This window comes from Streptomyces sp. NPDC051740 (genome assembly GCF_044453165.1).
GTDB lineage: Bacteria > Actinomycetota > Actinomycetes > Streptomycetales > Streptomycetaceae > Streptomyces > Streptomyces atrovirens.
Window position 1 is genome coordinate 235977 of the sequence record NZ_JBITCL010000004.1, and the last position, 25430, is coordinate 261406.

Sequence of the window (25430 nt, forward strand, 5' to 3'; positions counted from 1 at the left end):
TTCTGCTGCGGGTGCGCTGTGGCTTGTCGCGCAGTTCCCCGCGCCCCTGAAGTACGTTGCTGTTGCCCGGTGCCCTTTAGGCGCCGGGCAACAGTTCTGTGTTTATGGGTACTGCTGACCGGGTGATGTACGACGCACCGCCCGGAGTCGTTCCTGCCGGGCGGAACATTAGACTCGACCCGCCCGGCAACAGCTCGATCAGCTCTACTGCAAGGAGGCACGGGTGCCGCTGCTGACCCGCATCAGGGGACCGCGCGATCTGGACCGGCTCGGCCTGGAGGAGCTCGACCGGCTGGCCGGGGAGATCCGGACCTTCCTCGTCGACGCGGTCTCCAAGACCGGCGGCCACCTCGGCCCCAACCTCGGTGTGGTGGAGCTCACCATCGCCCTGCACCGGGTCTTCGAGTCCCCCAAGGACAAGGTGCTCTGGGACACCGGCCACCAGTCCTACGTCCACAAGCTGCTGACCGGCAGGCAGGACTTCTCCAAGCTGAAGATGAAGGGCGGCCTGTCCGGCTACCCCTCGCAGGCCGAGTCCGAGCACGACGTCATCGAGAACAGCCACGCCTCCACCGTCCTCGGCTGGGCCGACGGCATCGCCAAGGCCAACCAGATCAAGAAGCGCGACAGCCACGTCGTCGCGGTCATCGGCGACGGCGCGCTGACCGGCGGCATGGCCTGGGAGGCGCTGAACAACATCGCCGACGCCAAGGACCGCCCGCTCGTCATCGTCGTCAACGACAACGAGCGCTCCTACTCGCCCACCATCGGCGGCCTCGCCAACCACCTCGCGACCCTGCGCACCACCGACGGCTACGAGCGCTTCCTGACCCGCACCAAGGACCTCCTGGAGCGCACCCCGGTCGTCGGCAAACCCCTCTTCGACACGCTGCACGGCGCCAAGAAGGGCCTGAAGGACTTCATCGCCCCGCAGGGCATGTTCGAGGACCTCGGCCTGAAGTACGTCGGACCCATCGACGGCCACGACATCGAGGCCCTGGAGTCCGCCCTGGCCCGCGCCAAGCGGTTCGGCGGCCCGGTGATCGTGCACTGCCTCACGGAGAAGGGCCGCGGCTACCAGCCCGCCCTCCAGGACGAGGCCGACCGCTTCCACGCCGTCGGCAGGATCCACCCCGACACGGGCCTGCCGATCGCCAGCTCCGGCGCCGACTGGACGAGTGTCTTCGGCGAGGAGATGGTCAAGCTCGGCGAGGAGCGCGAGGACGTCGTCGCCATCACCGCGGCCATGCTCCAGCCGGTCGGCCTCGACAAGTTCGCCAAGCGCTTCCCCGACCGGGTCTACGACGTCGGCATCGCCGAGCAGCACGGCGCCGTCTCCGCGGCCGGCCTCGCCCACGCCGGGGTGCACCCCGTCTTCGCCGTGTACGCCACCTTCCTCAACCGCGCCTTCGACCAGGTGCTCATGGACGTGGCCCTGCACAAGTGCGGCGTGACGTTCGTGCTCGACCGGGCCGGTGTCACCGGCACCGACGGCGCCTCCCACAACGGCATGTGGGACATGTCGATCCTCCAGGTCGTCCCCGGGCTGCGGCTCGCCGCCCCGCGCGACGCCGACCAGGTGCGCGCCCAGCTCCGCGAGGCCGTCGCCGTGGAGGACGCCCCCACCGTGGTGCGCTTCTCCAAGGGCGCCGTCGGCCCCGCCGTGCCCGCCGTGGGCCGCGTCGGCGGCATGGACGTCCTGCGCGAGCCCGGCACCGACGCCCCCGACGTGCTGCTGGTCTCCGTGGGCGCCCTCGCGCCGATGTGCCTGGAGATCGCCGCCCTGCTCGACCGGCAGGGCATCTCCACCACCGTCGTCGACCCGCGCTGGGTCAAGCCCGTCGACGAGGCCATGGCCCCGCTCGCCGAGAAGCACCGCGTGGTCGTCACCGTCGAGGACAACTCGCGCGTCGGCGGCGTCGGCTCCGCGGTCGCCCAGGCCCTGCGCGACGCCGGCGTGGACGTACCGCTGCGCGACTTCGGCATCCCGCCGCGCTTCCTCGACCACGCCTCGCGCGCCGAGGTCATGGCCGAGATCGGACTGACCGCCCCCGACATCGCCCGCCAGGTCACCGGCCTGGTGGCGAAGCTCGACGGCAGGTACGAGCGGTCCGCCGCCGACGCGGTCGGCTCGGTGGAGCCGGCCCGCGACTGACCCACGCCTCACGCGTCGCCCGGACGGGCCGCCCGTGCCACTGTGAAGAGTGGCGCGCGCGGCCCGTCTGCGTGAAAGCGCCCGCGCCGGGGCATACGAGCTACGCCCCCTCTCGATCATGTCGAGGACGACAAGCGTGGGAGGTACCCGTGACAAGCCCGCTCTTCCGGACGAAGAAGGTGGAGCAGTCCATCCGCGACACCGAGGAACCCGAGCACGCGCTCAAGAAGTCCCTCTCCGCGCTGGACCTGACCGTCTTCGGCGTCGGTGTCATCATCGGCACCGGCATCTTCGTCCTCACCGGTACGGTCGCCAAGGACAACGCCGGGCCGGCCACGGCCCTGGCCTTCGTCGTGGCCGGTGTCGTCTGCGCGCTCGCCGCGCTCTGCTACGCCGAGTTCGCCTCCACCGTCCCGGTGGCGGGCTCCGCCTACACGTTCTCGTACGCCTCCCTGGGTGAGCTGCCGGCCTGGATCATCGGCTGGGACCTGGTCCTGGAGTTCGCGCTCGGCACGGCGGTGGTGGCCGTCGGCTGGTCGGGCTACATCCAGTCGCTCATGGCCAACGCGGGCTGGGAGATGCCCGCGGCGCTGGGCAGCCGCGAGGGCTCCGACGTCTTCGGGTTCGACATCCTCGCCGCCGCCCTGGTGCTGGTGCTCACCGGCATCCTCGTCCTCGGCATGAAGCTGTCCGCCCGCGTCACCTCGGTCGTCGTCGCCATCAAGGTGACCGTGGTCCTCGTGGTGATCATCGCGGGTGCCTTCTTCATCACCGCCGACAACTACGACCCGTTCATCCCGGACTCCAAGCCCGTGCCCGCCGGCCAGAGCCTCGACGCCCCGCTCATCCAGCTCATGTTCGGCTGGGCCCCGGCCAACTTCGGCGTGATGGGCATCTTCACCGCCGCCTCGGTGGTGTTCTTCGCCTTCATCGGCTTCGACATCGTCGCCACGGCCGCCGAGGAGACCAAGAACCCGCAGCGCGACATGCCCCGCGGCATCCTCGGCTCCCTCTTCATCTGCACCACGCTGTACGTGCTGGTGTCGATCGTCGTCACCGGTATGCAGAACTACCGGGAGCTGTCCGTGGACGCCCCGCTGGCCGACGCCTTCAAGGCCACCGGGCATCCCTGGTTCGCGGGCTTCATCAGCTTCGGCGCCGCCGTCGGCCTGACGACCGTCTGCATGATCCTGCTGCTCGGCCAGACCCGGGTCTTCTTCGCGATGAGCCGCGACGGACTGCTGCCCCGGTTCTTCTCCCGGGTCCACCCCCGGTTCAGGACCCCGCACCGGCCGACCATCCTGCTCGGCGTCCTCATCGCGGTCCTCGCCGGCTTCACCCCGCTGAACGAGCTCGCCGCGCTGGTGAACATCGGCACCCTGTTCGCCTTCGTCATCGTCGCGATCGGCGTGATCGTCCTCCGCAGGACCCGGCCCGACCTGCACCGCTCGTTCCGCACCCCCTGGGTGCCGGTCCTGCCGATCGTGTCGGTCGCCGCGTCCCTGTGGCTGATGCTGAACCTGCCCGCCGAGACCTGGGTCCGCTTCGGCATCTGGATGGCGATCGGCGTCGTCGTCTACTTCCTCTACAGCCGCGGCCACAGCCGCCTGGCCCCGGGCCACGACGAGGAACCGGCCGCCACCCCGCCCGCCCCACCGTCCCGCTGAACCGGCACGGGCCCGCCGTCAGGCTTTGGCCAGAACGAGGACGACGTTGTGCCCGCCGAAGCCGAAGGAGTGACTGACGGCGGTACGGACGTCCTGTCGGCGGGGCTCCTCGGTCACGCAGTCGATGTCGAACCCCGGTGCCGGGGTGTCCAGGTTCGCGACCGGCGGCACCGTGCCGTGCTGAAGGGTGAGCACGGTCAGCGCCGCCTCGACGGCACCCGCCGCACCCAGGCTGTGGCCGAGTACGCCCTTGGGCGCGGTGACGCTGGGACGGTGCGGCAGCACCCGGGTGATCAGGGCCGCCTCGGCGGCGTCGCCCAGCGGAGTGGAGGTGCCGTGGGCGTTGACGTGGTCGACGTCGCGCGGAGACAGGCCCGCGTCCGCCAGGGCGGTGCGCAGCGCCGCCTCCGCACCCCTGGCGTCCGGGGCGGGCGCGGTGGGGTGGTGGGCGTCCGAGGTGCTGCCGCAGCCCACCAGCCGGGCACGGACGCGCGCACCGCGGGCGGCCGCGTCCCCGGTCCGTTCCAGTACGACGACGCCCGCGCCTTCCGCCAGGACGAAGCCGTCACGGTCGGCGGCGAAGGGCCGGGACGCGCCGGTGGGCTCGCCGGTGCGCCGGGACAGGGTGCCCGCACGCCAGAAGCCGGCGACCGTCAGCGGGGTGACGGCGGCTTCGGTGGCCCCGGCCACCGCGACGTCGCACCGGCCGGAGACCAGGAGGTCGCGGGCCACGGCGACCGCGGTGGCACCCGAGGCGCAGGCGGTGGCCGGGGCGAGGCCGGGGCCGCGGGCCCCGAGATCGATGGAGACCTCTCCGGCCGCCATGTTCGGGATGATCTGGGGGACGGTGAGCGCGGAGACCATGTCGGCGCCCAGTTCCCGCAGGCGCCCGGCCTGTTCCTCGCGTTCCGCGCCCGCCCCCATCCCGCAGCCGATGACGACGGCGACCCGCTCGCCGTCCCACGTCCGGGGATCGAGGCCGGCGTCGTGCACCGCCTCACGGGCGGCGAGTACCGCCAGTACGGCGTTGCGTGACATGCGCCAGGCGGTGCGCCCGACGCGCCGGTCCAGGGCGTCGCGCGACAGGGGGACGCGGCAGGAGAAGTCCACGGGCAGGCCGGCCGGCGCCGGGTCGCGGGACGCGGTGCCCGCCCCGCGGCAGACCCCGTCCCAGGTGGCGTCGGCGTCCTCTCCGGCGGGGGTGACCAGGCCGAGACCGGTGACGGCGACGGGATCGGTCACGACGGTGCCGCCGTGCTCGTGCCGTCCGCGAGCAGCGCGTCCAGGTGGTCGACGACCTGCGCGAGGGTCGTGTCGCGGGAGAGGTCCTCGTTGCTGATCCGCACCCCGAAGCGTTCGTGGAGGATGAGCACCAGCTCCGTCAGGGCCAGGGAGTCCAGGTCCAGTCGCTCCAGTGTGCGCTGGGGCCGGATCTCGTCCTCCGGGACCCGGAAGGCGCCGGTCAGGATGGAGCGGACGGCGTCGTAGGTGTCCGGCACGGGGTTTCCTCGCTGTCGTTCGGGGCGGACAGGGTGAGCCGGGTGAGCTCCGCGATACCGGCGTCGAATCCGACCGGCGGCTCGAAGCCCAGGTCGCGGCGGGCGGCGGTGAGGTCGAACCAGTGCGGATGCAGCAGTTCCGCGACCAGGAAGCGGCTCAGGGCGTGGGTGCGGGGACTGCGGACCGCGCGCAGCAGCGTGTCGCCGACCGCGGCGCCGGCGGTGGCGAGCCGGGGCGGTACGGCGCACCAGCGGGCGTCGATACCGGCGGCCCGCAGGAAGTGCCGGGTGAGCTCGCGCAGGGGGCGCGGGTCGTCCTGGCCGATGAAGTAGGCGCGGCCGCCCGCCGTGTCCGGTGACCGCCGCAGCCGGTCCAGGGCGAGCAGATGGGCGTGGGCGGCGGTCCGGACGTGGGTGGTGTCGACGAGGTTGCCGCCGTCGCCGGGCATCAGCAGACGGCCGGCCCGCACGGCACGCGCCAGGGCGGGTACGAAATGGGGGTCGCCCGGCCCCCAGATGACGTGCGGGCGCAGCGAGACGGTGGCCAGCTCCGGACCGTGCGCGGTCAGCACCAGGGCCTCGGCGCGGGCCTTGGTCGCGGGGTAGGCGGCCAGGTGGCGGGGGACGGGGGGAAGGCTCTCGGTGACGCCTTCCACACCACCGGGCCGGAAGACGACACTGGCGGTCGAGGTGTGGAGGAGCGTGCGCACACGATGGGCGCGGCACTGCTCGATCACATGGCGGGTGCCGACGACATTGGTGACCCAGTAGGGCCGCGGCGGGCCGCTGACACCGGCCAGCGCGGCGTTGTGGACGACGGCGTCGCACCCGGCGACGGCACGCGAGACCGCGGCGGCGTCGGCGAGGTCCCCCAGGTGCTGGTGGACGCCCAGCCGCTCCAGCGCGCCGCTGGGGCGGCGGCCCAGGGAGGAGACGACGTCGCCCCGTGCGCTCAGTTGCCGGCAGATCTCCAGACCGAGGAAGCCGCTCCCGCCGGTGACCAGTACCTTCATCGGACCCTCCCGCGCAGGCGCTTCGCGGCCCAGCCGGCCAGCCGCATGCGGTCGATCTTGGAGTTGTGCCGGGGGTCGGTGGGAAAACCGGGACGGATCAGCAGGGCGCCGACGCGGTGCCCGTCCGGATGGTCCTTCAGGACGGCGCGCACGGCCGCCAGGGCGGCGGCACGCGGGGTGGACGGCAGGGGCTCCACGCACAGCACGGGCAGTTGGCACACGGCCGTGCCGACCCCGACCAGGGCGGTGCGCCGGATGCCGGGGGCGGTGTCCGCCGCGGCCTCGATGTCCTCGGTGGTCAGGGTGAAGCCGGTGCCGGTGACCAGGTGGGCCTTGCGGCCGAGGAACCACAGCCGGCCCTCGTCGTCGAGCCGGCCGAGGTCCCCGGTGCGGTGCAGCACACCGTGGCCGGTGTCGCTCTTGGCGGCGGCGTCGGCGTCGGGGCGCGCGTGGTAGGCGGGGCTGACGGTGGGGCCGGTGACGGCGATCTCGCCGAGCCCGGTGGCGTCGGCGTCCAGGATCCGGGCGCGGACGCCGGGCAGCGGCCGGCCCAGACAGGTGCCCGCGTGCCCGGCGGGCGGCGCGGTGCGCGAGGCCCGTAGCTCGTGGTCGTGGATCGCGGAGACGGGCAGGCACTCCGTGGCACCGTAGACGCTGAGGATCTCGGCGTCGTCCGGCACGGCCCCGCGCAGGGCGTCGGCGAGGCGGACGCGCAGCGGGGCGCCGAAGGACAGGACCTGCCGGACCGAGGGCAGGGTGACGCCGTGGCGGGCGCAGTGACGGGCGATCAGGGTGAGCACGGCGGGTGACGCCAGGACGATGCTCGCCCGGTGTTCCAGGATCGGCCCGACGAGTTCCTCCGGCGCCGTGCGGGCCGGGGCCAGGTGGTTCACCGCCGGGACGACGGTGGTCACGCCGAGCAGCGGACCGAGCAGCGCGACCGGCAGGAACCCGGCGAGCAGTACGTCGTCGGGCCGGGGGGCCATCAGCGCGGTCAGCGCGTCGAGCTGCCCGGCCAGGGTGGTGTGGCGGTACTCCGCGCCCTTGGGCCGTCCGGTGGAGCCGGACGTGAAGGCGATGAGGGCCGGCTCGTCGCCGTCGGACTCCCGCACCCGCGGGGCCGGGGTGTCACCGGCCGGTGCGCGGGTGGCCAGCCGCCGTCCCAGGGGGAGCGGCGCGGGACCGGTGACCAGGGGGATCCGTACGTGGGGGCGGCCCCATCCCAGGGCCCGGCGCCCGAGGTGGGCCAGCGGCTCCCCGACGAAGACGTCCGGGGCGACGTCCCGCAGGCAGCGGCCGACCTCGGCGCGCGGTTCGATCAGCACGGGGACGGCGCCGAGGACACCGAGGGCGTACGAGACGGCGGTGAGGTCGTGGGCGTCGCGGGTCATCACGACGGCCTTGTGACCGGGCCGGACGCCCGCCTCGCGCAGGGCCTGCGCGAGGCGGTGGCAGCGCCGCACCAGCTCGCCGCGACCGGTCGTCCGGGAGGTTCCCTTACGGCATTCGACGAGGGCGACGGCGTCGGGTCCGTCGGTCAGGCGTGCGGCGATGCCGGGGACGGTGGCGGTCATGGTGCCTCCTGGAGGAAGTCACGGATGCGGTCGCCCAGTTCGGCGCCGGCGTCCTCCATCACGAAGTGCCCGGCGTCGGGGAAGCGGTGGACGACGGCGTGGGGATGGCGGCGGACCCACTCCTCCAGCAGGGCCGGGGTGAAGACGGGATCGCGCATGCCCCAGCCGATGAGCAGCGGCAGCTCCGACAGGCCGGCCCCGCCGCCGGGAGGTTCGAGCAGCCGCCACGCCGGGTCCGCGGGGCCGCGGGGGATCGCCCGGACGGCGTCGGTGACCGCCCGGCGCTCCGCGCGGCGGGCACAGGGCCGTAGATAGGCCCGGCGTTCGGCCGTGAGCAGCGGGCGGTGGACTCCGGCGCGCACGGCGACGCGGGCGAACGCGTTGGTGGCGTGGACGAGTTCGGCGACCGGCCGGTGGTCACGGATCCACCGCAGGTGGAACGGCAGCCGGAAGCCGTCCGGGAAGGGGAAGGCCACGGTGTTGCAGAAGGCCAGCCGGGCCACCACACCCGGGTTCCGCAGGGCCCAGGCGGCACCGAGCGGGCCGCCCCAGTCGTGCAGGACGAACGTCCAGCCCCGCTCGGGCAGCCCCTCGTCCCGCACCAGATGGCGGTAGAGGCCGTCCAGGCCCTCCAGTTGGGCCTCGTAGGGGTCCGGGACCCCGTCCGCCGGCCGCAGGTGCCGGGACAGTCCGAAACCCGGCAGGTCCGGTGCCAGGCAGCGGGCGTGCGGGGAGAGCCGGTGCAGCAGCCCCCGCCAGACGTAGCTCCACGACGGGTTGCCGTGCAGGAACAGCACCGGCTGCCCGGAGCCGAGATCGAGATAGTGCTGCCCGGTGACCGGCACGCGCCGCCAGTGCCGGGGCGCGGGGTAGCCCGGCATCAGCCGCTCCAGCGCGGCGGGATCCGGTACGGGGGCGAGGGCCGGGGTGTCCACGGCCCGGGCGGTCACCACCGTACGAGAGCCAGGCCGAAGCTGAAACCACTGGCCAGGCCGATCATCGCCACCAGGTCCCCGCTCTCGATGCGGTCGGCCTCCCGCGCCTTGACCAGTTGCAGGGGGAGGGAGGCCGCCGCGCAGTTCCCGTGCTCGGCCACCGCGGGCAGGCAGCGGTCCTCGGGGAGGGAGAACCAGTCGATCACCTCGCGGTACTGCGGCATGGCGATCTGGTGGAAGGCGATGAAGGCGTAGGCGCCGGAACGTGCCGCCTCGAGTCCCTCCCCGGCGGTGTCCAGGATCCGGGGGAGCACGTCGAGCGCGGCCCGGCGCAGGTCCCCGTTCAGCCGCAGGGTGGTGTGGTCGTCGTGGACGGAGAGGTGGTGCATGCTCCCCCCGCCGGACACGGTGCAGGCGTTCCAGGCGGCGGAGTTGCTGACGAACCGCTGGGCCAGGATGCCGGGATCGCCGTCACCCGCGGGGCCCGCGGTGAGCACCATCGCGGCGCCGGCGTCGGAGGCGGTGTAGCCGGGCAGGGCCCTCAGCAGGTCCTCCCGGCCGGGGAGGTGCCAGCGGGTGGCCAGGGTGGAGGGTTCACCGCAGGCGATGAGGACCGTGCGGCAGCGGCCGGTCTCGATGAACGAGGCGGCCACCTCCATGGCGTTGAGGAAGCTGTTGCAGGCGTTCTTGACGTCGAACACCGGGCACGTGGCGCCCAGTTTGGCGGCCACGAGATGGGACGTGGCGGGTTCGACCAGGTCCTGCGAGGTCGAGGCGAACAGCAGCAGGCCGATGTCGCCGATCTTCAGCCCCGACTCGTCGAGCGCCGCGCGGGCGGCCGTCACGGCGAGGTCGGAGGCGTCCTCGCCGTCCTCGTGCACATGGACGCCGCGCACCCCGGTGAGATCCTCCAGCAGGCCGGGCGGCGGAGCGTAGCCACCCGTCCCGGTGATCTTGACGCGGATCTCGTCCAAGGTCCGGTAGCGGGACGGAAGATGAGCGGAGACGGCGGCGATACGGGCACGGATGGCTTCGGGCACCGCGCCACCGTAGCCGCTGCCGCACCGGAATGACGTATACGTAATGATGTCCACTCCAACGAGTGATATGGGATGGATTTTCCCGCTCGTTGTCCCCTCCGGTCCGCTTCAATCCGCACGAGGGCCAGCAAACGGCGTGAAGGGGCGGGGACTTGGCGATGGAGCAGCTTGAACGGGCCGTGGCGGTGGTGGGCGTGGGTTGCCGGCTCCCCGGAGGCGTCACCGACCTGGACGGCCTGTGGTCCGTGCTGCGCGACGGACGGGACATGGTCGGCGAGATGCCCGCCGACCGGCTGCCCCGCGACCGTACGGTCGACCCGGGGACCGTGCGCCCCGGCCGCAGCTACACCGCCGCCGGCGGCTTCCTCGACGACGTCGCCTCGTTCGACGCCGCCTACTTCGGCATGTCCCCCGCGGAGGCCCGGCACATCGACCCCCAGCAGCGGCTGCTGCTGGAGATGACCGCCGAGGCACTGGACGACGCCGCCATCCCCGCCGAATCGCTGGCCGGATCGGACACCTGCGTGTACGTGGGCGTCTCGGACCCCGGCTACGGCGTGAACCTGTCGATGATGCAGGACCACACGAGCCCGCACACCATGCCCGGCGCCACCCTGTCCATCACGGCGAACCGGATGTCGTACGCCTTCGACCTGCGCGGGCCGAGCATGGCCGTCGACACGGCCTGTTCCTCCGCCCTGGTCGCCCTGGACCGGGCCTGCCGCACCCTGCGCGAGGGCACCGGCCGCGTCGCCCTGGCCGGCGGTGTCAACGTGCTGTCGAACCCCTACTCCTTCGCCGGATTCTCCTACGCGGGCATGCTGTCGCGGCGCGGGCACTGCGCGGCGTTCTCCGCCGACGCCGACGGATTCGTCCGCGCGGAGGGCGGCGCGGTGCTCGTCCTCAAGCGCCTCACGGACGCGGTGGCGGACGGCGACCGCGTCCACGCCGTACTGGCCGCCACCGGCAACAACACCGACGGCCGCAGTACCGGCATGATCGTCCCCAGCGCCGAGACGCAGGAGGCGCTGCTGCGCACGGTCTACGCGGAGGCCGGGATCGACGCCGACGACCTGGTCTACGTCGAGGCCCACGGCACCGGCACCCAGATCGGGGACCCGGCGGAGGCCGAGGCCATCGGCCGGGCACTGGGCCGGAACCGGCGCGGCGGCCCGTTGCCGATCGGCTCGGTGAAGTCGAACCTCGGCCACCTGGAGCCCGCCTCCGGGATGGCCGGCCTGCTCAAGGCGATCCTGGTGCTGCGCCACCGACTGGTGCCGGCGTCCCTGCACGCCCTTCCCCTCAACCCCCGGATCGACTTCGACGGCCTGGGACTGGCCCCCGCCGTCGAACCCGTCCCGCTGGAGGTGGGGGAGCGGGCCGCCGTGGGAGTGAGCGCCTTCGGTTTCGGCGGGGCCAACGCCCACGCCGTCGTCACCCCGCCGCCCCCCGCCGCCCGCCGGCCCGAGCCGCACCCGGTGCCGGACGGGCGCCCGCTGCCGCTGGTCGTCTCCGCACGGTCCCCCAAGGCGCTGAAGCGGATGACCGCCCGCATGGCGGAGCGACTGCGGGACACGGAGCCCGGCGAGTTCTACGACCTGGCCCACACCAGCACCGTACGGCGCACCGCGCACCCGCACCGCGCCACCGTACTGGCCGCCGGCCCGCGGGACGCCGCCCGGCAGCTGGACCGGCTGACGGCCGCGGAACCCGCCCGCGGGGCCGTCGTGCGCACGGGCGAGCGGGACGGGACCGCGTTCGTGTTCTCCGGCAACGCCTCCCAGTGGCCGGGCATGGCCGCCGACCTGCTGGAGGGCGAACCGGCCTTCCGCCGGGCCGTCGAGGAGGCCGACGCGGCCCTGGCACCCCACCTCGGCTGGTCGGTGGCCAAGGAACTGGCCCACCCCTCCCCCCGGAAGTGGCGGCGTACGGAGGTGGCCCAGCCGGCCCTGTTCGCCGTCCAGGCCGGCCTGACCGGGCTGCTCGCCTCGCACGGCGTGCGCCCGCGGGCGGTGGCCGGACACAGCGTCGGCGAGGTCGCCGCCGCCCACGCCGCCGGGGTCCTCACCCTCGAACAGGCGGCGTTGGTGATCGCCGTACGCAGCCGCACCCAGGGCGCCACGGCCGGCCGGGGCCGGATGGCCGCCGTCGGCCTGCCCGAGGCGCAGGCGCGCGAGGAACTCCTCCGCCACGACGGCGCGTTGGAGATCGCGGGGATCAACAGCGAGAGCGACGTGACCGTCGCCGGGGACGCCGACGCACTCGCCGCCTGGGGCGCCGAACTGACCGGCCGCGGCGTCTTCTTCCGCGAACTGGACCTGGACTACGCCTTCCACAGCCGGGCCATGGACCCCATCCGGGAACCGCTGCTCGACGCCCTCGACGGACTCGAACCCGCCCCCGCCCGCATCCCGTTCGTCTCCACCGTCACCGGCACCGGGCTGAACGGGCCGGAACTCGACGCCGCGTACTGGTGGCGCAACGTCCGCGAGCCCGTCCGGTTCGCCGAGGCCGCCGGCCTGCTCGCCGCCGGACACGCGGGCGTCCTGGCCGAGATCGGCCCGCACCCGGTGCTGCGCCCCTACCTGCGCCGCACCGGCGCCGTCTGCGTCGCCACCCTGCACCGCGACGGGGACGGCCCCCGCGAGACCGCGGCGGCCGTCGCCGCCGTGCTCGCCGCCGACCCCGGCACCGACTGGCGGCACCACTTCCCCCGGCCGGGCCGGGTGGTCGACCTGCCCGCCTACGCCTGGCAGCACGAGAGGTACTGGCACGGCACCGCGCAGGACCGGGTCGCGGGCACCAGCGGCAGCGGTCTGCTGGACCATCCGCTGGTGGGCGAGCGGATGCCCGCCCCGCACCCCGTGTGGCACGGCACCGTCGAACCGCAACTGGTGCCCTGGCTGGGCGACCACAGGATCGGGGACGACGTCCTCATGCCGGCCGCCGCCTACGTGGAGATGGCCCTGAGCGCCGGCCGCCGGGCCCTGGACCGCCCGGTCGAGGTACGGCACCTGGAGATCGGCCGTCCGCTCTCCGTGCCGTGGCCGGACCCCACACCGGTCGCGCTGCAGACCGCGGTCACCCCCGACGACGGCGCCGTGACCATCAGCGTCCGCGAGGAACACGGAGGGGAGTGCCTGCCCGTCGTACGCGCCCAGGTCCGCACCCTGCTCGGCACGGCACCGGACCCGCTCGACCTCACCGCGCTCCGGGCCCGCTGCGACCGGAGCGTCGACGGCCCCGACTTCTACCGGACGTGCCACGGCATCGGGCTGAACTGCGGGCCGGACTTCCAGCTCATCGACCGTGTCGAGGTCGGCGACGAAGAGGTGCTGGTCACCTACCGGCTGGCGCACACCGCCGACGCCTACACCGCCCACCCGGTCCTGATCGACGCGCCGCTGCAGGCCACCGTGGCCCTCGCCGGGGCGGAGACGGAATCCGCCGCGTTCCTGCCGACCGTGTTCGGATCCGTACGCGTGTGGCGCACCCCCGCGCCCACCGGCGTCGTACACCTGCGCCGGCGCAGCCGCGGCGCCAACGAGATGTGCTGGGACATCACCTACGCCGACGCCGACGGCACGGTCACCGCCGAGATCGACGGCTGCCGCACCCGCCGGGGCCACCTGACCGAGCGCACCCCGCTGACCGTCCAGCGCACCGTGCTCCGGGCCGCCCCCCACCCGGGGACCCCCGCCCCGCCCTCCCCGCTCCCCGCGCCCGCCGAGGTCGCGCGCGCGGCCGGACCGCGTATCGCCGCCGCCCGCGCCGCCCTGGACGACAGCGGCCACCACCGGTTCACCGCCGCCGCCGAACAGGCCGGCGCCCACTGCTGGGCCGAGACGCTGCACGGCCTCCTCGCCGACCCCGCGGCCCCCTTCTCCATGGGCGACCTGGTGGCCGGGGGCCTGCAACCCCGGCACCGGCGGGCGGTGAGGCTGATGCTGCCCCTGCTGGCCGAGCACGGCCTCGCCCGGACGACCGGACAGACCTGGCGGCTGACCGGCGCGGAGACCCACGCCGAGGCGCTGCTGCGCGGCCTGGTGGAGGACCACCCCCCGTTCGGCGCCGAGACGCTGCTCCTCAACCGGCAGCTGCGCCGGCTGCCCGACGTGGTACGGGGACGCGTCGACGCACGCGAGCTCCTGTCGGCCGGGGACAGCGCGCACGAGCAACTCCACGAGACCGGCCCGGCCCACCGCTTCGCCCACCGCGCCGTGCAGGCACTGCTCGGCGACATCGTCGACCGCTGGCCCGCCGACCGTCCGCTGCGCGTCCTGGAAGTCGGCGCGACCACCACCGCCCTGACCGCCGCGGCACTGCCCGTGCTGCCCGCCGACCGGACCCGCTACACCTGCACCACCCCCACCGGCAGCGGTCTCACCCGCGCCGAACACCGCTTCGCCGCCTACGACTTCGTCGACCACCGCACCCTGGACCCGGACGCCGACCTGATCGGTCAGGGCCTGCCCCGGTCCGGTTTCGACCTCGTCCTCGCGGGCGACGCCCTGCACGCCACCACCGACCTGGCCGCGACCCTGCGCCGGCTGCGCACGGTGCTGGCCCCCGGCGGACACCTGCTGGCCACCGAACCGCACCACGCCCGGCTCCAGGCCCTGCTCTCCGGCACGCTGGACGACTTCTGGGAGCGCGGCGACCACACCCTGCGCCCGGCGTCCCGCGTCCTCCCCCGCGACCGGTGGGCACCGCTGCTGCGGCGGTGCGGCTTCTCCGGTGTGGCACAGACCGGGCCCGAGGACCGTTCCGTCCTCCTCGCGGCGGCGGACGACGACGGCGGCGGCGGCCCGGACCGCGACCGCGGCCACGGTCCGGGCCACGACCGGGACCACGGTCCGGACCGCGACCGGGACCACGGTCCGGGCCACGACCGGGACCACGGTCCGGGCCACGACCGGGACCACGGTCCGGACACCGAGCCGCTGCCAGTGGTCCCCGGCGCCACCTGGGTGATCGCCGTCGAGGACGACACCGAGACGGCGACCGCGCGGGCACTGGCCGCCCTCCTCGGGAAGGCCGCCGTCGTCGTCGCGCCCGACCGGGCCGCCGCCTGGAGCGAGGCCCTGCCCACGGACACCGGCCCGCGTGTCGTCCTGCTGCTCGCCGAGCCGGGCCCGCACGACACCGTCGCACGGACCACCCGCCGGGCGGCCCTCCTGCGCTCCCTGGCCACCGCCTGCGACGGACCGAAGGGCACCGTCGGCCCCCGCGTATGGCTCGTCACCCGCCCGACCGGCCTCTTCCCGGCCCCGGAGCAGCCCTCCCACCCGGACGACGCGGCCGTCTGGGCGGCCTGCCGCACCCTCGCCAACGAGCGCCCCGACCTGTCCCTGCGACGCCTCTCGTGCCACCGCACCGGAGACGCCCACACCGACGCCCGCCGCCTGGCCGGCGAACTCCTCGTCCCCGGCGACGACGACCCGGGCGCCCAGGAGGACGAGATCGTCCTGACCGCCGGGGGCCGGTTCGTCCCCCGGCAGGTCCAGCACCCGGCGGACGAACCCCCCGGCGTCCCCGCCGGCACGCCGTACGTCCTGGAAGCCCGCGACCCCGGCCTGCGCCGACGGCTGATCTGGCGGCAGACGGACCTCCCCGTACCCGGACCGGGCGAGGTGGCCCTCGAGATGCGGGCCGTGGCCCTCAACTACCGGGACCCCATGAGGGCCAACGGCCTGCTGCCGCCCGAGGCGGTGGAGAACAGCCCGATCGGCCGCGGCCTGGGCACCGACGGCGCCGGCGTCGTACGCGCCGTGGGGGAGGGCGTACGGGACCTGAAGCCCGGCGACCGGGTCTGCGGCCTCGTGCCCGCCGCCCTCGCCTCCCACGCGACGACCTCCGCCTCCGCCGTCGTCCGCATCCCCGACGGGCTGGGCTTCACGGAGGCGGCGACCTTCCCCGTCGCCTTCCTGACCGTCCACCAGACCCTCGTCAACCAGGCCCGTCTCGGCCCCGGGGAGACCGTGCTCGTCCACGGCGGAGCCGGGGCGGTGGGCCTGGCCGTCCTGCAGTGCGCCCGCCGCCAGGGCGCCCGCGTCATCGCCACCGCCGGCACCGAGACCAAACGGGACCTGCTGCGCACCCTCGGCGCCGAGCACGTACTCGACTCACGCAGCCTGGACTTCGTCCCCCGCGTACGGGAACTGACCGGCGGCCGGGGCGTGGACGTCGTGGTGAACTCCCTCAGCGGCGAGGCCATCGCCCAGGGCCTCGGCCTCCTACGGCCCAACGGCCGCTTCATCGAACTCGGCAAGAAGGACATCTTCCTCAACAACCCCGTCACACTGCGCCCCTTCGACCGCAGCCTCACCTTCATCGGCTTCAACCTCGACGCCGTCATCGACGACCCGGAACTCGGCGCCCTGCTCCTCACGGACTTCGAGGCGGAGGCCGCCTCCGGCACCTACCGCCCCCTGCCCCACACGACCTACCCCGCCGCACGCGTCGAGGAGGCCTTCCACCTCCTGCAGCACTCCCGGCACACCGGCAAGGTCGTCGTCACCTTCGACCCCCTCGACGAACCCGTCCCCGTGGAACCCGCACCCGGCACCCTCCGCCTCGACGGCGAGGGCACCTATCTGATCACCGGCGGACTGAGCGGACTCGGCGCCGCCACCGCCCGCCTGCTGGCCGACCGCGGGGCCCGGCACCTGGCCCTGCTCTCCCGCGGCGGACCCGACGCCCCCGACGCGCCCGCCCTCCTCCGGGAACTCACCGACCGGGGCGTGCGCGCCACCGCTCACGCCGCCGACGTCACCGACGAAACCGCGCTGCGCCGGGTCCTCGACGCCGTCGACGCCACCGGACACCCCCTGCGCGGCGTCGTCCACGCGGCGATGCACATGGACGACGCGGTGCTGGCCGACCTCACCGACGACCGGTTCGCCGCCGTACTGGCGCCCAAGGCGGGCGGCGCGGCCCTCCTGGACCGCCTCACCGCCGACCGCGACCTGGACCTGTTCCTCACCTACTCCTCCGTCTCCGCCGGCATCGGCAACCCGGGCCAGGCCGCCTACGCGGCGGCCAACGCCCACCTGGAAGCCCTCACCCGGGCCCGGCGCGCCGCCGGCCGGCCGGGTACGGCACTGGCCTGGGGCCCGATCGGCGAGACCGGCTACGTCGCCCGCAGCGGCATGGGCCCCGCCATGACCGCACGCGGCCTCGAACTGCTCACCCCCGCCGAGGTCCTCGCCACCGCCGACCGCCTCCTGGCCGCCGGCACCGACGTCGCCGGAGCGGGCCGCTACCGCTGGGGAGCCGCACGCCATCTGCTGCCCGCCCTGGCCACCCCCCGGTTCGCCCCGCTGATCCCGTCCTCCTCCACGGCCTCCCCGGACGCCCGCAACGAACTCCTGAGCACACTGGCGGACCTCCCGGCGGACGAGGCGGTGCACAGGATCACCGAGACGATCGCCCGGCTCCTCGCGGGCGTCCTGCAGACCGACCCGGCCGACTTGGACCCCACGCGCAACGTCACCGACTTCGGACTGGACTCGCTGCTGGGCATGCAGTTCCTGGTCCGGACGAGGGACCTGTTCGACATCCGCCTCGGCCCGGCCGACCTGGCCACCGGACGCACCCTGGCCCACTTCGCCCGCCTGATCCACCAGCGGCTGGACCTGAACGCCGACACCTAGAGGGCACCGGACGTCGCCGGTCTCAGCGGGGCACGGACCGCGGACCGGCGACCTCCGCGCCCACGGCGGTCACCCCGCGGCGCAGCTCACGGTCGGCCGTGACGACCAGGACCGGGCGGTCTCCCGCCCCGGCCGCCAGCGCGACCACGTGATCGTCACCACTGCCCGGAGCGGACTCCACACGAACCCCCCGGCACCGACTCCACCCCGCGCGCCGCACCCTCGACCACCAGCACGATCTCCACCAGCACGATCTCCACCGGACCGGAACGACCGGGCAGACCGTCCGCGGCCAGCCGGTCACGCAGCCGCTCCGCGGCCCCCCGCCGGTCCCGCCACCACCCGTCGGGCACCGACCCGACGACGTTCACGGCGTCGACGCCCGGCCCAGGGCCGCAGCGAGGAGGCCCGTAGCCGGGAAAGGTGACCGGTCGGCCTGCCGAACAGGCCCCGTACGTCCCGTTTCGATGCGGCATGCGGGGCCCGTTGCTCCTCAGGGGTCAGCCGGTCTTCTTGGCGTCCTTGAGCAGTTCCGCCGGGATCTCGGTGTCGTCGCGGATCGCCGTCCACAGCTTCTCCGCCTTCGACTCGACGGCGACCACCCGGTTCGGGTCGACCTTGTCGTACGTGACCGGCAGCATGACCGTCTCCATGCCCTCGGCGTCGATGCCCTTGACGCTCTGGGCGAAGTCGGCGAGGGCGGTCAGCGACGCGAGTTCCTTGTCGGTGGTGAGCGCGCCGGTTGCGGACCGGGCGATGGAGTAGGCCTTGGTGGGGCTGGTCAGCAGGTCCTGCTTCTGCACCTCGCTGATCAGCGCCTTGAGGAACTTCTGCTGGAGTTCGATGCGGCCCAGGTCGCTGCCGTCGCCGTAGCCGTGCCGGGTGCGGACGAACTGCAGGGACTGGTCACCGTCCAGGCGGTGTGTGCCCGTCCCCAGCTGCAGCTGATCGTTGTCGATCGGCTCGTCCAGCTTCACGGTGACGCCACCCACCTCGTCCACGATCTGCTTGAAGCCGGAGAAGTCGAGCTCCACCAGGTGGTCGATGCGGACGTCGCTCATCGACTCGACGGTCTTCGCCGTGCAGGCCGGCCCGCCGAGGGCGTAGACCGCGTTGAACATCACGCGCTTCGCCTCCGGCAGCACCTTGCCGCTCTCCGTGGTGCACTCGGGCCGGGTCACCAGGGTGTCGCGCGGGATGCTCACCGCGACCGCCTCGGTGTGGCCCTTGGCTATGTGCACCAGCAACGTGGTGTCCGACCGCTGTCCGCTCACGTTCCCACCGGCCAGGTCGCCGTTGTCACCGGCCCGCGAGTCGGAGCCGAGCACCAGCAGGTTCATCGCGTCGCCCGCCGCGGCCTTCTTCGCGGGGCGGGAGGAGTCGTCGCCGAGGGCCTTGTCGAGGTCGACGGCATTGTCCTTGAGCTTGGAGTCCAGGGACGAGTAGAGCCAATAGGCGGTGCCGCCCAGGACGAGGACGAGGGCGAGCAGGGAGAAGAGTACGATCCGGCCGGTACGTCGCTTCTTCTTCTGAGCTCTGCGGTTGCCCCGCTTGTCGGGCGGGGTGTGGTCGGCAGGCGGCACAGGCGTGCTCAGGTCGTGACTCACGGCGGGGTCCTCGCAACTCGTGCCCGGTGGGCAAGGGCAGCAGGCCGCTCCCGTGAGGGGCCGGGTCGGTGCTGCTCGGCTGACGCTTGGTTGGCATTGAACTATAGACAGGTGCTCGAAAACTCTTTTGAGCAATGTGCCCGGTTGTGTGCCCCGGTGAGTACGGCCGGCCGTCCCGCCCCCGGTGCTTCCGGCCGCTCCCGGATCCGTTCCGGCGACCGCGACCCGAGGCTCGTGCGGCGCCGACGGGGCAACGGGACGCTTGTTCGGACGTGCTTATGATGTGGCGGATTCTGGGGTCATCCGTGGATACCGGGGCCCGGCGCGGGAAGGGACGGCACACATGCGCGGCAGAGGTGCGCAGGCGGTGGCCACGGGGTCGTGGCTGCTGCGCGGGAACGACGACCGCCTCGCCGTGTACGCGCTCGTCGAAGGCGGTGTGCACCGCTGGACGGAGACCGCGGTCGGCAGCGGGCGCTGGAGCGGGCCGGACTTCTTCCCCGCTGAGGGGCTGACCGGGCTCGCCGTCGCCCAAGGGGCCAATCGCTACGCGCACTTCCTCGGGCGCAGGGAGAAGCGGACGGGCGGGGACGCGCCGAAGGTCGACCTGCTCTACGCCGTGCAGTACCAGTCGGGCCGAACGCTGGGGGACTGGCGTTCTCTGGGCAACCCGTACCGCGACCCGAGGGACGCCGCGACACTCGGCGTGCCGACCGCCGCCGTCGACGGACAGGGCACGGTCCACGTCTTCGTCTCCGGCGGCCCCGGCGGGGTCATGCTGCGGCGCGAATCCAAGAGCGGGGCGTGGGAGGCCTGGAAGGACCTGCGCGGCGGCGCGGTCGAGGGCGGGCCGGCCGCAGCGGCGAACTCCGCCGGACTGGTCGAACTCCTCGCGCCGGGGAACCGGTCGGTCATGCGCTGGGTGCAGACGGAGCCCGGAGCCGACCTGCGCCGGGCGCAGGACCTCTCGCCCGCTCCGGTACCCGGCTCTGCCGCGCTCCTCGAGACCGCCCCCGGCGTGTTCACCGCGTACTGGTCCGAGCAGAGTGGGACGGGCGTCTACGCGCAACGGCCCGGCGAGTGGGCCTTCCCCGTCGGTGGGGCCCCGGGCGAGGGACCCCACGCCACGCTCCGTGCCTCCGTCGACGGCTACGACTGCACGGTCCTGGCCCACCAGGGACGTACGGGAACAGCCGTGATCGGCGTCTGCGGCACCGGCGCGGAGTCCGGTGGACTGTGGTGGTCCGACACGGGGGTGACCTGTATCGGCACTCCGGCGCTGGCGCTGGACGGGCGGGGCCGGGTCGTCATGGCGGCGGTCACCGCGGACGGCGCCGTCCTGGTGAACCGGCAGCGGCCGGAACCCGGCCTCACCCTGTCCGACTGGGACCGCCTGCCGGGCGACTGAGCCGGCCCTCACCGCCCCGGACCGACGAAACCTGCCAACTCACGGCGCGTCACCACGCCAGATCATGCTGGAAATCTAGATCCACAAATGGTTGTACGGGTCATCGGTGATGATTGTCACGCATCACAAGTTGTCCACAGGCTGTCCTGACCTGGACTTTCAGGAAACCATCATGTGAAAGTTTGATGGTTCACCGTTATGCGGTGATCGCAGTCGAATCGGGGTGACGAGCCCTGCGTCTGGTAATGCGAGCTTCTTCCACGCCAAGGCCCCCACGGAGGGGTGTGCGACATCCTTGGAGGGCGGAGCTGCCGGGTATGGATGGTGGATGCCTCGTGGGTGGCTCGGAGAACCCTGAAGCCGGAGCGCTGATCTCGGCGTACCGGTCTGCGGTTCCGACCGGTGCGAGGCAGCGCATCGTCCGCGGGGTGCCGACCCCGGTCCGCAAGGCCGTGAAGTCCTCGCTCACCGCCGCCGACTCCGTGCGCTCCGCCGCGGTGGTCTGGGCGATGGGGGGCAAGCGAAAGGCGTCCCGGCACAGCACCGCCTACAGCCAGCGGGTCGTCCGCGTCGGCCGCCGCCACATGCGTGCGCTGTTGGTCGAGGGGGCGACGGACTGGGCTGCCCGCGCCCGCAACCTGAACATCGTGGTCTCCGTTCTGGAGGCGGCGGGCGTCGACTACTTCTGCGTGCGGGGCACGAACAGCGGGCTGCCCGCCGTCGCCGTCCCCGCCGAGTCCCGCCCGCTGGTCGAGGAACTGCTCCAGCTGGCCTTCGCGCAGGCCCCGGGCTATGTGGGACCCGCCGGCGGCGACGAGGCGCGGATGGAGCCCGGCGACGACGAGCGGTCATGGCGGCAGCTGCGCAAGAACAAGGTGCTGCGCGTCGCGTGGTACGTGTGCGACCCCACCCAGCAACTGGTCTTCGGCGCGGCCACCGGATGCGACCTGGAGATGTGGACGGAGCGGGACGGGGAGCTGCGGGCCCCGCGCCCCAACCGGGTCATCGACGCGGTTCCGGTGAGAGCCCCGCGCAAGTCGGCGCCGCAGAGCCTCTTCAGCCCTATTCCTCCCGCCTACCACACGGGGGACGCGAGGACCCTGGCCGAGTTTGCCGTGCCGCTCCCCGAGGACCACCAATTCCCCATCGACGTCGTCTACACCTGGGTCGACGACTCCGACCCGGTCTGGCGGGCGTCGCGCGACCGTGTCCGCCAGGGGTTCTCCGCGGACGGACTGCACGAGCAGGCGGCGAACGACTCGCGGTACACCAGTCGTGACGAACTGCGGTACTCGCTGCGGTCGCTCCACCAGAACGCCCCCTGGGTGCGCAACATCTACCTCGTGACGGCGGGCCAGGCCCCGTACTGGCTCCAGGCGCAGCACGCGAACCTCCGGGTGGTGGACCACCGGGAGATCTTCTCCGACGCCTCCGCCCTGCCGACGTTCAACTCGCACGCCATCGAGAGTCAGCTGCACCATATTCCGGGACTCTCGGAGTGCTTCCTCTACCTGAACGACGACGTGTTCTTCGGCCGGCCGGTGACGCCTGGGCATTTCTTCCATCCGAACGGCATCACCAAGTTCTTCACCTCACCCGCGCTGATACCGGGCGGCGCCGTCTCCTCGACCGACCTTCCGGTCAACGCCGCGGGCAAGAACAGCCGTTGGCTCATCGCGCAGAAATTCGGTACCGCCATATCTCAGAAGATGAAGCACACGCCGCATGCGCTCCGCAGGAGTGTGCTTCAGGAAATCGAGGAGACCTTCGCGGAGCAGCACGCCACCACCCAGCATTCACGTTTCCGTTCCCCTGAGGACGTGCCGATCGCCTCGTCGCTGCACCACTATTTCGCATACCACTCCGCCCGGGCCACGGTGGGGGACATCCAGTACCGGTACATCGACCTCTCGGCCGATCTGGCCGAGAGGCGCCTGAACACACTCCTCGCCAACCGGAACATGGACACCTTCTGCCTCAACGACACGGTGGAGTCGGCTGACCCGGAAGCGCAGCGGGAAATGCTGAAACGTTTCCTCGAAGCGTATTTCCCGGTGCCCAGTCCTTATGAAGCAGCGGAATACGAGAATGCCCTCGAGCCTGCGAGTGAGTTCCGTCGCACATGAATTCCTATGACGTCACGCTGGTCGTGCCGGTCTACAACGTGGAGCAGTACCTCCAGGAGTGCCTGGACTCCATCGAGGCACAGACGGTGTTCGAGCGCTGCGAGATCGTGCTCGTCGACAACGGCAGTACGGACGGCTCCTACCGGCTCTGCGCGGAGTTCGCCCGTCGGCACGCCAACACCACGGTGCTGGTGCGCCACGGCGGCGGCGCCGGAGCGGCCCGCAACCTCGGCATGGACCGGGCGACCAGCCCGCGTATCACCTTCTGCGACTCCGACGACGTGCTCCCGCCCACCGCGCTCGAACGCATGCTGGACGCCTCCTCGGCCACGGGGGCCCAGGTCGTGGTGGGTGCGATGGAGACGTTCCCCAAGCCGACCAACTGGGCCTGGAAGGAGCACTTCGGAAAGGGCGACCGGACGTTCGACAGCCTCGCCGAAATGCCTGAACTGGTGCACAGCGCCAGTGCCTGCAACAAGCTCTTCGACCTTTCCTACCTGCGCTCCCACGGCATCCGCTTCGCTGAAGGCGTCCACTTCGAGGACGCCTACGTCGGCGTCTCCGCGCTCGTTCTCGCCACCCGGCTCGCCCTGGTCGACGCGTGTGTCTACCGCTACCGCAAGCGCGCCGCGGGGAACTCGACCATGGACGCGATCTGGACGCGGCGGCAGAACTACTGGGACCACCTCCAGCTCGTGGAGTACCTGCACCGGCTGGGCGCGGGCCTCCCGGAAAACTCGAAGGCCGTGCTCGATCTCTTCCTGGTCCGGAGCTACCAGGGCTTCGCGCTCCGGGCACCCGACCTCTTCCAAGGGGCGGAGCTGGAGGACATCTACTCGCGGTGCCGCGCGGTCTACTGGGGCGTCTCGCCCGACGTGATCGTCAGGGCCACCGCGGACGCCCGCCATCGCGTGGCCTATCTGGCCTTCCTCACCGGGGACTTCGGCCTGTTCGCGGATCGGGCGGCCAGGCTGCACAAGCTCTCCGTGCGTGACGGGCGCCCGTACCTCATCGGTGAACTGCCGGACCAACTGGCCCCGTTGGCGCAGGCCGCGCCCTTCACCGCTCATCTGGAGCACGTTCGCCGGGTGCCGGGAACCGGGACGCTGCGGCTCTCCGGACGGTTCGAGGTCAGCGGCATGCCCATGGTCCGGCCCCTGGCGGGGCACCTCGGCCTGCGTGTCCGAGGGAGCCGCCTCAGCGTCCCCGCCACGCAGATCCGCCGGCGGGACCTGAGGAACACCCGACCCGACACGGAATGGGGCGGCTTCACCGCCGACCTGCCCTTCGACGCCCTGCGGAAGGGGGTCCACGACCTCGAATTCGTCATCGACTCCGAGGGTGGCCAGGCGGTCACCCCGTGTCTGGTCGCCGCGGGCTATCTGCGCGGGGCGCGCGTGGTCGAGCACGGCGGAACACGGGTCGTGCCGCACTGGAAAGGGAAGAACCGGGCGATCCTCATGGTCTCCGGCACGGCGCGCCGGCTCGCCCGCGGTATCCCGGGCAGTCTCCTCGCCAAGGACGCCAAGCATGTGCTGCGCCGTCGGCCGTTCTGGAAGCAGCGCCTGCTACGGCTGTTCACGAAGCCGCTGAAACCGCTGCTCCTCGGCCGGGACATCTGGCTGTTCGGTGAGCGGGGCGACACCGCGCAGGACAACGGCTGGCACCTGTTCCGGCACGCGCGCACCGCGGGCAAGCGGCGCGGGGCGTACTACGTCATCCGGGCCGGCAGCCCCGACCGGGCCCGTCTGGCGGGGCTCGGGCACGTCGTCACCCACAGCTCCTGGAAGCACAAGCTGTTGATGTTGCATGCGTCCGTGCTGGTCAACGCCTACGACATCGACACCTACATGCTGCCCGACGGCTGGGACCGGACCCGCTACCTCAAGCATCTGAACTGGCGCGTGGGTGCCCGCCGGGTCTTCCTGCAGCACGGTGTGACGGACAAGGACGTCAGCAAGGGCCTGCACCGCAACCGCACGGGCGTCGACCTCATCCTCGCGGTGAGTCGGCGCGAGGGGCGGTTCCTGTCGGAGGAACTCGGCTACGAGGGGCAGGTGGGGGTCGTCGGCTTCCCCCGCTTCGACGCGCTGGTCCCCGGGCGCGGCGGGCGCACCGTCCTGTTCATGCCGACGTGGCGCGCCTATCTGACCGTCGCCTCGTACAGCCGTGACGGCGACGGACGTGAGACGCGACAGGCCATGCGCGACCGGTTCCTCGCCTCCGGCTACCGGGATTTCATGGTCCGTTTCCTGAACGACCCGGAGCTGCTGGCAGCCCTGGACCGGTACGACTACACACTGCAGTTCCTGCCGCACTACGAAATGCGCGCGATGGTCGGGGAGATCGTGCCGGACCGCGACCGGGTCCGGATCATCGACCAGAACGAGGTCAGTGTGCAGGAGGCCATGCGGCGCTGCGATCTCTTCGTCACGGACTGGTCGTCCACCGCCTTCGACGTCGCATACCTCGGAACTCCCCTGGTGTACGCACAGTTCGATGCCGAGGAGTACTGGGACGGGCATTACCAGAAGGGCTATTTCGACGCCCGCCGGGACGGATTCGGGCCGGTCGGTGAAACCGTCGAAGAGGTCGTGGGCGAAGTGGTCCGCTACATGCGGGGAGGGTGTGAGAGGGAGCCCGAGTATCTGCGGCGGGTGGAGAATTTCTTCGAGTACCGGGACCAGCAGAACAACGTGAGGGCGTCGGAAGCGATCGATCGTCTCGTTCGGGAGTTGAACCATTGATGTG

General features: G+C 72.7%; 13 protein-coding genes and 1 pseudogene. 6 read left to right on the top strand and 8 right to left on the bottom strand.

Going from position 1 to position 25430, the window contains the following annotated elements:
- Positions 1-223: 223 nt before the first annotated feature.
- A complete protein-coding gene (gene dxs / locus ACIA6T_RS09050) occupies positions 224-2155 on the top strand; it encodes a 1-deoxy-D-xylulose-5-phosphate synthase (protein WP_399445893.1) in 1932 nt (643 codons plus the stop codon).
- A gap of 149 nt (positions 2156-2304) precedes the next feature.
- Positions 2305-3822 carry an amino acid permease gene (locus ACIA6T_RS09055; protein ID WP_399445894.1) on the top strand — a complete coding sequence of 506 codons (1518 nt, stop codon included), beginning with the start codon at positions 2305-2307 and terminating at the stop codon, positions 3820-3822.
- 18 nt (positions 3823-3840) lie between these two features.
- Here ACIA6T_RS09055 and ACIA6T_RS09060 read toward each other — a convergent pair whose 3' ends face one another.
- Genes ACIA6T_RS09060 through ACIA6T_RS09085 form a run of 6 tightly spaced genes read right to left on the bottom strand, consistent with a single transcriptional unit; the run spans position 3841 to position 9883 of the window.
- A complete protein-coding gene (locus ACIA6T_RS09060; RefSeq protein ID WP_399445895.1) occupies positions 3841-5064 on the bottom strand; it encodes a beta-ketoacyl-[acyl-carrier-protein] synthase family protein in 1224 nt (407 codons plus the stop codon).
- Positions 5061-5321, bottom strand: a complete 261-nt coding sequence (locus ACIA6T_RS09065) for an acyl carrier protein (RefSeq protein WP_399445896.1) — start codon at positions 5319-5321, stop codon at positions 5061-5063. The genes ACIA6T_RS09060 and ACIA6T_RS09065 overlap by 4 nt, the downstream gene beginning before the upstream one ends.
- The gene (locus tag ACIA6T_RS09070; RefSeq protein WP_399445897.1) at positions 5285-6334 is read right to left on the bottom strand and encodes an NAD-dependent epimerase/dehydratase family protein; all 1050 of its coding nucleotides are present in this window, start codon (positions 6332-6334) and stop codon (positions 5285-5287) included. The genes ACIA6T_RS09065 and ACIA6T_RS09070 overlap by 37 nt, the downstream gene beginning before the upstream one ends.
- Complete coding sequence (locus ACIA6T_RS09075; protein ID WP_399445898.1) at positions 6331-7908, bottom strand: AMP-binding protein; 1578 nt, start codon at positions 7906-7908, stop codon at positions 6331-6333. Before ACIA6T_RS09075 ends, ACIA6T_RS09070 begins: the two co-directional genes overlap by 4 nt.
- Positions 7905-8858, bottom strand: coding sequence for an alpha/beta fold hydrolase (locus tag ACIA6T_RS09080; RefSeq protein ID WP_399445899.1), 954 nt, complete (start codon positions 8856-8858; stop codon positions 7905-7907). Before ACIA6T_RS09080 ends, ACIA6T_RS09075 begins: the two co-directional genes overlap by 4 nt.
- Positions 8855-9883: a 3-oxoacyl-ACP synthase III family protein gene (locus tag ACIA6T_RS09085; RefSeq protein WP_399445900.1), complete on the bottom strand. Its 1029-nt coding sequence runs from the start codon at positions 9881-9883 to the stop codon at positions 8855-8857. Before ACIA6T_RS09085 ends, ACIA6T_RS09080 begins: the two co-directional genes overlap by 4 nt.
- 158 nt (positions 9884-10041) lie before the next feature.
- Here ACIA6T_RS09085 and ACIA6T_RS09090 point away from each other — a divergent pair, with 158 nt between their 5' ends.
- Entirely contained in the window at positions 10042-17538 is a 7497-nt protein-coding gene (locus tag ACIA6T_RS09090) for an SDR family NAD(P)-dependent oxidoreductase (RefSeq protein ID WP_399445901.1), read from the top strand.
- A gap of 22 nt (positions 17539-17560) precedes the next feature.
- Here the strand turns inward: ACIA6T_RS09090 and ACIA6T_RS09095 are convergent.
- Together ACIA6T_RS09095 and ACIA6T_RS09100 are read right to left on the bottom strand one after the other, a co-directional pair.
- Positions 17561-18014: pseudogene (locus ACIA6T_RS09095) on the bottom strand (NTP pyrophosphohydrolase).
- A gap of 24 nt (positions 18015-18038) precedes the next feature.
- Positions 18039-19145, bottom strand: coding sequence for an LCP family protein (locus ACIA6T_RS09100; RefSeq protein ID WP_399445902.1), 1107 nt, complete (start codon positions 19143-19145; stop codon positions 18039-18041).
- 343 nt (positions 19146-19488) lie between these two features.
- On the opposite strand from ACIA6T_RS09100, the gene ACIA6T_RS09105 reads away from it, so the two are divergent.
- From ACIA6T_RS09105 to ACIA6T_RS09115, 3 genes are all read left to right on the top strand, one after another.
- Entirely contained in the window at positions 19489-20553 is a 1065-nt protein-coding gene (locus tag ACIA6T_RS09105) for a hypothetical protein (protein WP_399445903.1), read from the top strand.
- Positions 20554-20870: 317 nt separating this feature from the next.
- Positions 20871-22679 (top strand): stealth family protein, encoded by a 1809-nt coding sequence (locus ACIA6T_RS09110; protein WP_399445904.1) that lies wholly within the window; start codon positions 20871-20873, stop codon positions 22677-22679.
- Entirely contained in the window at positions 22676-25426 is a 2751-nt protein-coding gene (locus tag ACIA6T_RS09115; protein WP_399445905.1) for a glycosyltransferase, read from the top strand. Before ACIA6T_RS09110 ends, ACIA6T_RS09115 begins: the two co-directional genes overlap by 4 nt.
- The last annotated feature ends 4 nt before the right edge of the window (positions 25427-25430 follow it).

What these genes read in the sequence shown, in the direction of transcription:
- ACIA6T_RS09115 (WP_399445905.1), top strand. Translation starts at nt 22,676, where the DNA reads ATGAATTCCTATGACGTCACGCTGGTCGTGCCGGTCTACAACGTGGAG.
- ACIA6T_RS09075 (WP_399445898.1), bottom strand. Translation starts at nt 7,908, where the DNA reads ATGACCGCCACCGTCCCCGGCATCGCCGCACGCCTGACCGACGGACCC.
- ACIA6T_RS09105 (WP_399445903.1), top strand. Translation starts at nt 19,489, where the DNA reads ATGCGCGGCAGAGGTGCGCAGGCGGTGGCCACGGGGTCGTGGCTGCTG.
- ACIA6T_RS09070 (WP_399445897.1), bottom strand. Translation starts at nt 6,334, where the DNA reads ATGAAGGTACTGGTCACCGGCGGGAGCGGCTTCCTCGGTCTGGAGATC.
- ACIA6T_RS09110 (WP_399445904.1), top strand. Translation starts at nt 20,871, where the DNA reads ATGGATGGTGGATGCCTCGTGGGTGGCTCGGAGAACCCTGAAGCCGGA.
- ACIA6T_RS09090 (WP_399445901.1), top strand. Translation starts at nt 10,042, where the DNA reads ATGGAGCAGCTTGAACGGGCCGTGGCGGTGGTGGGCGTGGGTTGCCGG.